Here is a 12267-nt window from a genome sequence, read left to right as displayed (position 1 = left end):
TGCTGGGGTTTCTGTGCCACTATCATTTGGATAGTAATATTCCCTTGTCCAGTATGTACCTTTTCCATATATAGGCACCTCATGGATAGTGATAATGATTGCGGCTCCGGCTATGACGCCTTCCAGCGGACGTGTCCTTCGCACGCCGTGCTCGAGATGCTGGCCAGCAAATGGGTCTATCTGACGGTTTGTGCGCTGCGCCGTGGCCGGATGCGCAACGGCGAACTGGCGCGTAAGCTCGAAGGCATCACGCCTAAAATGCTGACGCAGACGCTGCGCGTCCTCGAGCGCGACGGGCTTGTGCGGCGCGAAATCTTTCCGGTGATCCCGCCGCGGGTCGAATATGAATTGACCGAACTTGGCCAGAACCTGGCGGGGCTGCTCACCCAGATACGGTCCTGGTCGGAAGAGCATGCGCCTGACATCAAGCAAGCGCGGGCGAGGGCGGCGGCGAACCTGGACAGGGATTTGGCACGGGCCTGAAGCTGCGGCCGCCTTACGGGCCGGATCAGCAGCGCCGGAGCCTTTTGGCGCGCTACACGCAAAGCAAAGCGCGGCGTCAGGCGGCGCCGGTCGGGTTAAAATCCTGCCGTCAGCCGATCATGGCGCTGCGACCGCCGAGTTCCGCGTCGCGGATCTTGGTGTCGCGCGATTCCAGCATCTCGGCCTTGGAAAGCTCCGCTTCAGCTTCGCCGAGTAATGATTCGGCAGCGCTTCGCTGCTGGGCGAGGTCGCTTTGAGAGTTTCTGAGGTTATCACGGCGCAGACGCGCCGCCTTGGCGAAGGTCGGATAGGCAAAATGATTGATGTCGGTGATGCCGGCCTTCTTCTCCTCGGCGGTGATCTGAAGCTCCAGTTCAACGGCCATGCGCTCGAACTCGGCGATCATCATGTCGAGCTGCAGCAGCTGCCGCCGCTTCTCATTCACCTGAAATTGCTTCAGCCGAACGAGGTTTTCACGTGACTTCATGATTCGGTACTCCCGGAAACGCACACCTGCACATATCGTCCAATCCGCCCGCCAGGGCCTGGCACCGCCCGTATCCACCGGCATTCCCCGAACTATGGGAAACAAATCCCTAAAGTTTTTTGCCGGCGGTAACCATTCGTTTACGCGCATTGTTAATCATAAGGGCGAGGACTTAAGGCCGGGTAAAAATTCCGGCTCCCGATACGGAAGCCGGCCAGCGAGTCCCTTGAGTCACTTAGTCCGACTTATTAATGTGTTGCATTAGCGATTTGGTTCTGTGATTCATCATTAGATTCAAGAGGGTGTAGAAAGGGGTTAAAAAATCTGGTACCGTCCTTGGTGCGGAATTAGGTTTTGTTAACCATTCGATGGCAGCCTCTGTTCAGGCAATCACTGCTCCGGTCCCGGATGGGTCGTGACATGGTCCGGCGGCAGAAAAGGGGAATGAAATGCGCGTTCTGCTGATAGAAGACGACAGTGCAACCGCTCAGAGCATCGAGCTGATGCTCAAATCTGAAAGTTTTAATGTTTACACGACCGACCTCGGCGAAGAAGGTGTCGATCTCGGTAAACTTTATGATTACGATATCATTCTTCTCGACCTCAACCTTCCCGATATGTCCGGCTACGAAGTCTTGCGGACACTTCGCCTGTCCAAGGTGAAGACGCCGATCCTGATCCTGTCCGGCATGGCCGGTATAGAGGACAAGGTGCGCGGCCTGGGCTTCGGCGCCGACGACTATATGACCAAGCCGTTCCACAAGGACGAGCTGGTCGCCCGCATTCATGCCATCGTGCGCCGTTCCAAGGGCCATGCCCAGTCGGTCATCACCACCGGCGACCTGGTGGTCAATCTCGACGCCAAGACCGTCGAAGTCGGCGGCCAGCGCGTGCATCTGACCGGCAAGGAATACCAGATGCTGGAGTTGCTCTCGCTGCGCAAGGGCACCACGCTGACCAAGGAAATGTTCCTCAACCACCTTTATGGCGGCATGGACGAACCGGAACTGAAGATCATCGACGTCTTCATTTGCAAGCTGCGCAAGAAGCTCGACGCAGCATCCGGTGGCCAGAACTACATCGAGACGGTCTGGGGTCGCGGCTATGTGCTGCGCGAGCCGGAAGACATCCGCGTCAGCGCCTGAGCGAACATCATCCAATTGAATCAATGCAAAAAACCCGGCTCAGGCCGGGTTTTTTGCTGTCCTTCTTGGCCGAGGACGTGCCGAGTCAGGCGGCAACCTTCAAGGTACGAAAACGTTCGAGCAGTTGCGGCCGGTTGAACGGCTTCAACAGATAACCCTGGGCGCCGGCGCGCTTTGCCTTCATGATCGAGGCAACATCCACCTCGACCAGTGAGATCAGAATCTGCGGTTTGATCGTGCTCTCCATGGCGCGAACCTGGCGAATGACGTCGACCGCTTGCATGTCCGGCAGGGCGCCGTCGACGACAATCACATCAGGCATCTCGGCAGCGCACATCTCGACAGCATCAAGTCCAGTTGCCGCTTCGATCACCACCATGTCGGAGCCGCCAAGAATCCGTTTTGCAACCTTTCTGATGACGCTCGAATCGTCGACAAACATGCAGCGCTTCATTTCCGGGTCCTCTTTGCCATGGGGCGAACCGGCGGCATCCGGGTATCGGGATGCACACTAGGCCGATCTGGTAAAGAAGCAGAAAAGCCGTTAGGTAAAGTTTTTACAAACATGTCGTTTGCAGCCCCATTCGGCAGGGGCGTTGCCGGCGGTGAAACTTGCCTGTTCTGAATTGCCGCAAATATCAGCGGGAAAAGATACTTGATTGTTCTTGATGCTCGGCGTCCTGCCGAACGGCTTCGCTCAAGCCGCGGACAGCACGATCTCTTCGGCGGTCGCATGAATCGAGATCGTCATGTTGGCCTCACGCGCCAGCAGCAGCGTGTAGTAGGGCTGGACGGTATGGGCGTCGATAGGCTCCTCGGGCTTGTTGCCGGAATGGAGCTCGAGGAATTTCGGCGGCACGCGCAGCATCGGGCCGCTTGCGGCAAGCGCAAAGCGCGGCTCGGTGTCGAGGTTTTCCAGCGTGACCACCAATCTGCCACCGCGCGGGATGGCAGCATTGGCGACGAGCAGCAAATTGAGCAGCAGCTTGACCTTGTTCTTGGGCAGCAGGGCGCGAACCCCGTTCCAGATCAATTCCGGCTTCTCGTTCTTCAGGAAGGCGATGGCGACGGACTCGGCATCGCCGGTGTCGATCATCATGCCGGCCGAACCGGCGGCGCCGAAGGCGATGCGGGCGAATTGCAGGCGGGCCGAAGCGTTTCTGGCGCTCTGCCGGATCAGTTTCATGGCGTCTTCGTCGGCGCCGCCCTCGTCCAGGAGTTCAAGGCCGTTGTTGATGGCGCCGACCGGCGAAATGATGTCGTGGCAGACTCGGCTGCACAACAAGGCTGCGAGATCGGGTGCGGAGAGAGAGAAAAGCTCAGCCATCGGCGAAAAATCCCTGCTAAAATTCACTTCCTGGTGGCCGCGCGGCCGACAGCCACGCTCACCACCCGAATCACGCTCTCTCCCCCCAGGCATTCTGAATACACAGCGCCCGAGCGTGCAGCAACAATCCACAATTCTCGTGAGAAAAAACGGCATCTTTGCACAGGATGGGAGCCCGCGCAGACAGTCAGAAACAGCCTTCGAACCGCCATGTTCATGTGGGAGGTTAATGGTTGAAAAAGGATTACGGCATAGTTTGCCCGTAACAGTCATCCTTAACGGCCGCCTAAAGAGCCGGACGGGGTGCGAGGCGTCGGCGAAAGTGCTCCCTGACGGAGATTGGAAGCATGGTTTCCCGATTCTACGACCGGACGTTTGTCCGCGTCTTCTTCATGGCGATTGCCCTCATGGGCGCTCTCGCTTTCTCAGCCTCTGCGTCGCGGGCACAGGAATACACCGCTCAGGAGATCGTCGATTCCGGTCACAAGTTCTTCGGCGCGACGTCGGGCGGTCTCGCAACCGTCGTCGAGAAGATTTTTGCCTCCTACGGCCTGCCCAATGGCTATCTGCTCGGCGAAGAGGGATCCGGCGCGCTGATCGGGGGCCTGACCTATGGCGAAGGTACGCTCTACACCAAGAATGCCGGCGACCATAAGGTGTTCTGGCAAGGGCCTTCGCTCGGTTGGGATTTCGGCGGCGAGGGATCGCGGGTGATGATGCTCGTCTATAACCTCGACGACGTCAGCAATCTCTACAATCGGTTCGGCGGCGTTGCCGGTTCGGCCTATGTCGTGGCCGGCGTCGGCTTCAACGTGCTGCAGAACAACAGGGTGCTGCTGGTGCCGATCCGCACCGGCGTCGGCGCGCGGCTTGGCGTCAATCTCGGCTATCTGAAGCTGACGCAGAGGCCGACCTGGAATCCTTTCTGAGCGATTCCGACCACACTTCGACCCGATCAACAGATTCTGACCCGGTGCAGCTGCGGCAAACCCTTGCCGCAGCGCTGGATTTGCGTCATGCGAACATGGCAAAGTCCAGACTTGGCGGTTGCCGGATAGCGGCCCGCCCGTAACGGGTAGTCACCTTGGTTCAGTCGATCCTGTTCTTCGCCCTCGGCTTTCTGTGCGCAGGCTTTCTGGCGCTGCTGGTCGCGCCGGCCATCTGGCGGCGGGCGGTCGCGCTGACACGCAAGCGTGTCGAGGCGTCGGTGCCGCGAACGCTGGCCGAGATCCAGGCCGACAAGGACAGCTTGCGGGCCGAGTTCGCCATGACGACGCGCCGGCTCGAAATCAGCATCAAGACGCTGCGTGAGCAGGCGAATGAGCAACTCGTCGAAATCAATCGCGGCCGCGAGGCGCTGAAGGGCCTGGCGGTCGAGCGCAAGGACAAGAAGCAGGCGCTTTCGGAGCTCGGGGAAAAAAACGAATTGCTGCTGCATCGCGAGCAGCAGATACAACAGCTGTCGGACAGGCTTGCACAAACAGAGCGCATGATGGAAAAGCGCGCGCTCGAGCTGGAAAAGCTCGAACATATGTACGACGACGCGTCCTTCTCCTCCAGCAATCGTCAGATCGAACTGGTAGCTCGCGAATCCGAGCTGGAAAAACTTGCCAACGACATTTCAGTGCTGCGCGGCCAGCGGAAGGAGGCCGACAAGCGCCATCAGGAAGTCGTCGCCGAAGGCAAGGCCACGCGCGATGCCTTGAAGGCCGAAAAGAAAAGAACCGCCGACCTCGACAGAAAGCTCGAGCGCCTGCTCGCCACGCTTGCCGATCGCGAGGACAAGCTCGATCGCCGCGAAAAGGAACTGGCCCGGCTTCGCGAGCGGGTGAAGGGCGAGGCTACAGGAGGCGCCGTGGCTGCTGGCCTGGTTGGTGCGCAAGACAGTGCCCGCGCCAGGAACGAGGACATCGACAAGACGCTCGCCAAGCTCGAAGGCGACCGAGAGCGGCTCGAAGCCAGGCTGACGACGCTGGCCCGCGAAAACAAGCGGATGAAGGCGGAGCTTGGCGGTTCTGGATCCGCGAAGCCCGGGAATGACCCCGGCAATGGCAATGATGCCGGTTCTGCCTTGCGCGAACAGATGAACAATCTGGCGGCTGAGGTCGTCCATTTGACGGCCAAGCTCGAAGGACCCGATTCACCGATCGCCAAGGCGCTGGCGGCGCCGCAGGAAACGCGGTCAGGAACCACCAGCCTGGCCGATCGCGTGCGGGCGTTGCAGAAGGCAGATTTGCCGAGCTGAGTTTCAAGCCCCGGCTTGGAATTGCCTGACTACGCCTATCAGGGCGAAAAATGGTGCAGCGCAATGGCTGACGCGGCAGCAACATTCAGGCTGTCGAACCCTTCCGACATCGCGATCCGCACCGTCCGCAGGCGGGCAAGCAGGCTCTCCGGGAGGCCCTCGCCTTCGGTGCCGAGATAGAGCGCCAGTCGTTTCGGTCGCGCGGCATCACGAATGTCAGCCTCACCACGCGGCGACAAAGCGACCTGGCCGAAGCCCAACTCGCCGAGCTTCGCGATGAAAGCTTCAGTGTCGCCGAAGGACGCAAAGGGCACCTTCAACGCGGCGCCGACGGAGACGCGGATCGCCTTGCGATACAGTGGGTCGCAACAGGTGGCGTCGACGAAGACGGCATCGGCGCCGAAGGCGGCGGCATTGCGGAAGATCGATCCGATATTGTCATGGTTGGCGATGCCGATGAGAACGACGATCAACGCTTCGGCAGGCAAGGTGTCGAGCAAGGCCTCGGCGGGCTGTGGCGTGCCCTTGCTGCCGATCGCCATTATACCGCGATGCATGTGGAAGCCGGCGATCCTGTCCATGACGGCGCTTGCCGCAACGTAGACCGGCAGGTCGGCAGGGGCCTTGCGCAGGATGTCGTCGAGCCCGGCCAGCCGGTTTTCGAGGACCAGGACCGACTCCGCAGCAAAGCGTCCGGCTGACAGCAGGACGTCCAGCACCACCTTGCCTTCGGCAACGAACCGGCCATGGCGGCCGGTGAGATCGCGCTCGCGGATGTCGAGATAGGCGGCGACCCGCGGATCGCGCGCGTCGTCGATCTGGATCGGATCCATCAATACCTCGGCCGGCGAAAAATCGTCAGCGAGGTAAGGAGCGATCGGAGCCGCCAGTCAAGCCCTGCAGGTCAAGTCCCGGCGCGGCGCAGACGCGTTGCCATCTGGGACAAGTCGCCTATCCCGAAAATGCCGTCCAGCATGCGCAACAGTTCGCGCACGGCTTCGGACTTGCAGGAATAGTAGATCATCTGCCGGTCGCGGCGGGTCTCGACAAGATCGAGCGCCCTGAGCTTGGCCAGATGTTGCGACAAAGCGGACTGGCTGAGCATCACCTTTTCGGCGATGGCGCCGACCGACATTTCACCGTCGGCCAGATAGCTCATGATCAAGAGCCGCTTTTCGTTGCCCATAAGGGTCAGAAATGTCGCCGCCGATTCGGCATTGGCGATTAGTTTGGTCGAGACCATCGATGCCCCATGTTTCCCTGCTCATCCAAACGCTATGGGGGCAAATAGCGTTGGCTGCTATAATTCAGCTATGGATCACGCTGCTGATTCAGCGTCGCCTGAATCGTAGATCATTTCGCCCAAATCTCAAGACGTGCTTTTGATTCATGACGATTATCCTTGCGTAGCTGGCGCACGACCGGCTTTGGCCATGTCGACCAGAACCGGCCGCAGGTCGCGCGCGGTCTTCAATGGCTGCGGAAAATAGACCCTGCAAACGGTGTCGCCCGATGCCAGGTCCATGCCATCGGCATCGAAGCCGGTCATGGTCCAACCATCACCTTCAACCCTGGCGAAGTGATGGGCATAGACGGCGATGGCGTCGAGATGGTCGGCATTCATGTGGTCGAGAGCGGATTGTTCGCTGGCGGCCAGCTCGTCGACGATCAACCCCTCGGTGATGAGATCGGCACGGTCGAGCAGGTAGGCCTTGCCGAAGCCGCCATTCAGGCTGGCGCGCTCCGGCTCGAGGCGAAAGATCGAGAAATCGCCGAGCTCGGCATAGAGCTTTGCCTTGGGATTGCGGTTGAGATAGCGCCGCTCGGCCCGGGCATGCGCGCTCGACCCGCGTTCCAGCGGCTGCGCCCGGCAGACCAGCGTTATCCTGGGATGCGCCAGCGGATCGCCCTTGCCGGGTTCGCCGACAAGCAGCGAGCAGCGCGGCTCGGCAAGCATGGCGCCGGTATGGGCTGACAGCGCCGAGACAAGGATCAGCGGCGTGCCATCGATGTCGGTGGCGACTCCGACCCTGGAGGCCAGCGGTGCGCCGGTCGACGGCTCGATCACCGCGAGGGCGCCGAAACGGGCGCTGCGGATCAGCGTTGCGGCCAGCCTGATCGCCTCGGCGTCCGTCGCGCGAATGACGTCCTTCTTCGGCTGGTCCAAAATGCTCACCAGGTAAGTTGATTTTCTAAATCCAGTTATTGGCCAATCATGCCGGCTTTGACAAGCGTTTTGATCTCGGCTGTCGAAAAGCCGAAGCGCGCCAGCACAGTCTGGGGCAGCTGATCGTCATCTTCAGACATGCCGGCAAGCGCCGGCTGCGAGGCCGAGAAGCGTGGCGCGGGCGCGGGGCGCTCGAGCGCACCGGCCTTCACAAATGCGTGACGCGCCCGGTTGTGCGGATGATCCCTGGCTTCGGCCAGCGACAGAACCGGCGCCACGCAGGCATCGCTTGCGGCAAACAGCGCGTCCCAGTCGTCGCGTGTCTTCTGCCGGAACCGGTCGGCAATGGCCGCGCGCATGTCCGGCCACAACGCCTTGTCGTATTGGCCGCGGACAAAATCCTCGCCGAGCGGCAGCAGCCTTGCGAATGCGGCGAAGAAGCGCGGCTCAAGGCAGCCGACCGCAACGTGGCGTGCGTCCGCCGTCTCATAGGTGTCGTAGAAGGGCGCACCGGAATCGAGCAGGTTGGCGCCGCGCCGGTCGCTCCACAGACCTGCCGACATGAAGGCGTGTATGGGGGCCACCAGCATCGAAGCGCCCTCGACCATCGCCGCGTCGATCACCTGGCCTTTGCCGGAGCGCGAGCGCTCGAACAGCGCTGCAAGCACCCCGGCGATCAGCATCATGGCGCCGCCGCCATTGTCGGCGATCAGATTCAGCGGCGGCACCGGCCGGCCTTCCTCCCGGCCTATGGCATGCAACACACCGGAATAGGCGAGGTAGGTGATGTCGTGGCCGGCGCGACCTGCGAGCGGCCCGTCCTGGCCGAAGCCGGTCATGCGGCCGTAAATCAGCGCCGGATTGCGCGCCCAATGCAGCATCCGGGCCGAGACCAAGCCGCTCCATCACACCGGGGCGAAAGCCTTCGACAAACAGATCGGCCTTTTCGGCAAGGCGCAGCAGCAGTTCCGTGCCTTTTGCCTGCTTGAGGTCGACGCGCAGGATGGAGCGGCCGTGACGGTCGAGATTGTGCGCATCGGAGAGCGGCAGCAGGGGTTGGTCCGAACCGGTGCGCTCGATGCGCAGCACCTCGGCGCCCATGTCCGACAGCATCAGCCCCGCCAGCGGCACCGGGCCGAGCCCAGCCATCTCGATGACTTTCAGGCCGGCCAGCGGACCGGTCTTCACTGCGCCGGCCGCCATGGCCGTCTATTTCGGGGCCATGCGGATTGCCCCATCGAGGCGGATGGTTTCGCCGTTGAGCATCTGGTTTTCGACGATATGCAGGGCGAGCGCGGCATATTCGGACGGCTCGCCGAGGCGGGACGGGAAGGGCACGGCCGCGCCGAGCGAATCCTGCACCTCCTGCGGCATGCCGGCCATCATTGGCGTCTTGAAGATGCCGGGCGCGATGGTGCAGACGCGAATGCCGGAGCGCGCCAGGTCGCGGGCAACCGGCAGCGTCATGCCGACGACGCCGCCCTTGGATGCGGCATAGGCGGCCTGGCCGATCTGGCCATCATAAGCGGCCACCGACGCGGTGTTGACGATGACGCCGCGCTCGCCGCCCTGCAGCGGTTCGAGTTTGGCGGCACGGTCGGCGACGAGGCGGATCATGTTGAAGGTGCCGATCAAATTGATCTCGATCACCTTGCGGTACTGGTCGAGCGGATGTGGACCATCCTTGCCGATCGTCTTCACGCCGATGGCAATGCCCGCGCAATTGACCAGGATGCGCGCTGGCCCAAGTCTCTTTTCCACCTCGGCGACCGCGGCCGCACCGCTGTCGGCGCTGCTCACATCGCACTGGATGGCGGCGCCGCCAATGTCGCCCGCCACCTTCGATGCCCGGTCGATGCCGATATCGAAAATGGCGACGCGCGCGCCCTTGTCGGCCAGCGCGCGGGCGGTTGCCTCGCCGAGGCCGGAGCCGCCGCCGGTTACGATCGCAATCTGGCCGTTCGGGTTCATGCTGCATGCTCCGTGCTGTTCCGGGTCATGCTACGGAGGTCGCCGCCATGGTGCAACCTGACCAATGGGGATCCATCGCGACCGGTGCCGCGACCGATCCTGGAGCTCAGGCCATCACTGGTGCCTGCTCCGCGATCCTGGCAAGGCTGGCATGGCCGACCTCGCCGGAGAGCCGCGCCACGGCACCGGGCACGATCTCGTGCGACAGCAGCCGGTCGAGGTCGACTGGGCGCGGCATGGAGATCTGGCCGCGGGGGATCTTTCTGAAGCCGAGCGGGCCGTAATAAGGCTCGTCGCCGACAAGGATCACCGCCGGCGCGCCGGCCTTGGCGGCCGCCTCCAGCGCGATCGCCACGAGCCGGCGGCCGATACCGAGATTCTTGAAGGCGGGCCGCACGGCGAGCGGCCCGAGCATCAGCGCGCGTCCGGCGCCGGCGGCGATGCGGGTCATGCGCACCGAAGCAACGACGATGTCGCCATTCATGGCGACAAAGGATAGCGAGCGCTCGTGGCCGCCGGTCTCGCGAATCTTGTAGGCGGCCAGCACGAAACGGCCGGGGCCAAAGGCTTCGTCGTTGATGGCTTCGATTTCGGGATCATGCGCCGGAGTTTCCGGCAGGTATTTCACGTCGGCAAGGCTCATGGTCTTCGCGGTCCGATAAAGAGGAAAGGTTGCTGCAAGCGGCAGCGTTCGCCAGTCAGCGCTTTCTAAGCGCGGGCGCCCTTTCGTCGTCGGTCAAACCGGATCAAGCCAAGATCGAACATGCGGAGTGTCCGCTAGCATCAATTTCCGGCGGCTGCAATCGGCTGTTTTCATCCGGCGTTTCATACGAGTGACGCTCTGTTCAGCAGATGACGGCTTCGGCATTGCCGCCTTGCGACTACATTGGCCAAGGCACGCAAGGAGATTTCGTATGGGATTGCTGGTCGAAGGCAAATGGCAGGCCCGTCCGGCCAATGTCGATAGCAGCGGCAGGTTCATCCGCGCCGAGACGCTGTGGCGTGACTGGATCACGCGCGACGGCGCGCCGGCGCAAGGTCGTACGCGCGGCTTCAAGGCCGAGCCCGGACGCTACCATCTTTATGTCTCGCTCGCCTGTCCGTGGGCGCACCGCACGCTGATCTTTCGCGCGCTGAAGAAGCTAGAAGACATCATCCCGGTTTCAGTCGTGCATCATTTCCTCGGTGCTGAGGGCTGGACGTTTTTGGCCGAGGATGGCGCCACCGGCGACACGCTCTACGGCCTCGACTTCCTGCACCAAATCTACACCAAGGCCGATCCAGCCTATTCGGGCCGGGTTTCGGTGCCGGTGCTGTGGGACAAGAAGGAAGAGACCATCGTCTCCAACGAATCCGCCGAAATCATCCGCATGCTCAATTCGGCCTTCGACGAGTGGGGCGATGCCGCTCTCGATTCCTATCCGCCAGGCCTGCGCGGCGAGATCGACAAGGTCAATGCGCTGGTCTTTCCCGCCGTCAACAACGGCGTCTACCGCGCCGGCTTTGCCACCACGCAAGCGGCCTATGAAGAGGCGTTCGGCGAGCTGTTCGCGGCGCTCGACACGCTGGAGGGCCGACTGTCAAAACAGCGCTATCTCACTGGCGAGCGTGTCACCGAGGCCGATTGGCGGCTGTTCACCACGCTGGTGCGTTTCGACCCGGTCTATGTCGGCCATTTCAAATGCAATCTGCGCCGCATCGCCGACTATCCGAACCTTTCGAACTATCTGCGCGACCTCTACCAGGTGCCCGGTATCGCCGGCACGGTGAACCTGCACCACATCAAAATGCACTATTACGGCAGCCACGAGAGCATCAACCCGACGCGCATCGTGCCGGTCGGGCCTGGGCTCGACTATGGCGCCCCGCACGACCGGGCGCGGTTCAGGCAGGCGGCGTGAGCATCGGATTGACAGCCTACCAGTACGGCGATACCGGCTCGCCTTCAAAAACCTCGGCAAGCCGCCGCAGCGTCGCCGGCGTCGTGCCATGCGGCAAGCGGTCGAGCGGAAAGAAGCCTGCTTCGGCGATCTCGTGGTCCGGCAGTTTCGGCGCGATCTGGTTGAAGGTTTCGATGAGATAGAGGCCGACATGGTCGCGGCGGCTGGAGCGGCGGTTGAAATGCATCGATTTCAGCACCGGCTGGGCTGTCAGCGCGATGTTGCCTTCCTCGGCCAGTTCGCGCACCAGCGCCTCACCGAGCGTCTCGCCGACTTCGACGCCCCCGCCCGGTAATTGCCAGCCGGGAACGTAGGTGTGGCGGATGAGGAAGACAGTGTTCGAGGCGCGATCGTGGATCAGGCCGCGCACGCCCAGCGTCATCGGCCGCCGCAGCAGGAAATAGAGATGGAACAGCCTTGCCCTGAGGCCTGCCCAGCCGGTCTGGCGAAACGCCTGCTCCGGGTCCGATATAGCCATGACTAGCGAAACCGTGGATGGGCA

15 protein-coding genes and 1 pseudogene are annotated in these 12267 nt (G+C 62.1%); 5 read left to right on the top strand and 11 right to left on the bottom strand.

The window, feature by feature from the left end; translation table 11 throughout:
- The first annotated feature begins 81 nt into the window (after positions 1-81).
- The gene (locus NKJ88_RS00975; RefSeq protein WP_352443367.1) at positions 82-483 is read left to right on the top strand and encodes a winged helix-turn-helix transcriptional regulator; all 402 of its coding nucleotides are present in this window, start codon (positions 82-84) and stop codon (positions 481-483) included.
- 109 nt (positions 484-592) lie between these two features.
- On the opposite strand, the gene NKJ88_RS00970 is transcribed toward NKJ88_RS00975, so the two are convergent.
- Complete coding sequence (locus NKJ88_RS00970; RefSeq protein WP_023669945.1) at positions 593-970, bottom strand: flagellar export protein FliJ; 378 nt, start codon at positions 968-970, stop codon at positions 593-595.
- Between the two features lie 449 nt (positions 971-1419).
- On the opposite strand from NKJ88_RS00970, the gene ctrA reads away from it, so the two are divergent.
- Complete coding sequence (gene ctrA, locus NKJ88_RS00965) at positions 1420-2115, top strand: response regulator transcription factor CtrA (RefSeq protein ID WP_006203583.1); 696 nt, start codon at positions 1420-1422, stop codon at positions 2113-2115.
- An 85-nt stretch (positions 2116-2200) separates the two neighbouring features.
- Here the strand turns inward: ctrA and NKJ88_RS00960 are convergent, their stop codons facing one another.
- On the bottom strand, positions 2201-2569 hold the full coding sequence (locus tag NKJ88_RS00960) for a response regulator transcription factor (RefSeq protein WP_023669946.1): 369 nt from the start codon (positions 2567-2569) through the stop codon (positions 2201-2203).
- 243 nt (positions 2570-2812) lie between these two features.
- The gene (gene chpT / locus NKJ88_RS00955; RefSeq protein WP_023669947.1) at positions 2813-3442 is read right to left on the bottom strand and encodes a histidine phosphotransferase ChpT; all 630 of its coding nucleotides are present in this window, start codon (positions 3440-3442) and stop codon (positions 2813-2815) included.
- A gap of 392 nt (positions 3443-3834) precedes the next feature.
- Here chpT and NKJ88_RS00950 point away from each other — a divergent pair, with 392 nt between their 5' ends.
- Positions 3835-4371 carry a DUF1134 domain-containing protein gene (locus tag NKJ88_RS00950; protein WP_245275028.1) on the top strand — a complete coding sequence of 179 codons (537 nt, stop codon included), beginning with the start codon at positions 3835-3837 and terminating at the stop codon, positions 4369-4371.
- A 155-nt stretch (positions 4372-4526) separates the two neighbouring features.
- The gene (locus NKJ88_RS00945; protein WP_352443366.1) at positions 4527-5687 is read left to right on the top strand and encodes a coiled-coil domain-containing protein; all 1161 of its coding nucleotides are present in this window, start codon (positions 4527-4529) and stop codon (positions 5685-5687) included.
- A 38-nt stretch (positions 5688-5725) separates the two neighbouring features.
- Here NKJ88_RS00945 and NKJ88_RS00940 read toward each other — a convergent pair whose 3' ends face one another.
- The 7 genes and pseudogenes from NKJ88_RS00940 to NKJ88_RS00910 form a co-directional block, all read right to left on the bottom strand.
- Entirely contained in the window at positions 5726-6520 is a 795-nt protein-coding gene (locus tag NKJ88_RS00940; protein ID WP_352443365.1) for a TrmH family RNA methyltransferase, read from the bottom strand.
- Between the two features lie 71 nt (positions 6521-6591).
- Complete coding sequence (locus NKJ88_RS00935) at positions 6592-6930, bottom strand: ArsR/SmtB family transcription factor (protein WP_023669951.1); 339 nt, start codon at positions 6928-6930, stop codon at positions 6592-6594.
- A gap of 153 nt (positions 6931-7083) precedes the next feature.
- On the bottom strand, positions 7084-7854 hold the full coding sequence (locus tag NKJ88_RS00930; protein WP_352443535.1) for a HugZ family pyridoxamine 5'-phosphate oxidase: 771 nt from the start codon (positions 7852-7854) through the stop codon (positions 7084-7086).
- Between the two features lie 35 nt (positions 7855-7889).
- Positions 7890-8750, bottom strand: a complete 861-nt coding sequence (locus tag NKJ88_RS00925; protein WP_352443364.1) for a CaiB/BaiF CoA transferase family protein — start codon at positions 8748-8750, stop codon at positions 7890-7892.
- 40 nt (positions 8751-8790) lie between these two features.
- Positions 8791-8967 (bottom strand): annotated as a pseudogene (locus NKJ88_RS00920) (CoA transferase); the annotation flags it as partial.
- A 96-nt stretch (positions 8968-9063) separates the two neighbouring features.
- On the bottom strand, positions 9064-9825 hold the full coding sequence (locus tag NKJ88_RS00915) for a 3-hydroxyacyl-CoA dehydrogenase (RefSeq protein WP_023683632.1): 762 nt from the start codon (positions 9823-9825) through the stop codon (positions 9064-9066).
- 106 nt (positions 9826-9931) lie between these two features.
- Entirely contained in the window at positions 9932-10468 is a 537-nt protein-coding gene (locus NKJ88_RS00910) for a GNAT family N-acetyltransferase (RefSeq protein ID WP_023683633.1), read from the bottom strand.
- A gap of 271 nt (positions 10469-10739) precedes the next feature.
- Between NKJ88_RS00910 and NKJ88_RS00905 the strand changes: the two genes are divergently transcribed.
- Positions 10740-11726 carry a glutathione S-transferase family protein gene (locus NKJ88_RS00905; protein ID WP_352443363.1) on the top strand — a complete coding sequence of 329 codons (987 nt, stop codon included), beginning with the start codon at positions 10740-10742 and terminating at the stop codon, positions 11724-11726.
- Positions 11727-11742: 16 nt separating this feature from the next.
- Here the strand turns inward: NKJ88_RS00905 and NKJ88_RS00900 are convergent, their stop codons facing one another.
- Positions 11743-12243, bottom strand: a complete 501-nt coding sequence (locus tag NKJ88_RS00900) for an NUDIX domain-containing protein (RefSeq protein ID WP_031192976.1) — start codon at positions 12241-12243, stop codon at positions 11743-11745.
- Between the last annotated feature and the right edge of the window lie 24 nt (positions 12244-12267).

The sequence above is a fragment of the Mesorhizobium sp. M0016 genome (assembly GCF_040324035.1).
Lineage (GTDB): Bacteria > Pseudomonadota > Alphaproteobacteria > Rhizobiales > Rhizobiaceae > Mesorhizobium.
The sequence above is the reverse complement of the archived record's forward strand: the minus strand, read 5'-3'. Positions and strand labels throughout refer to the sequence as shown.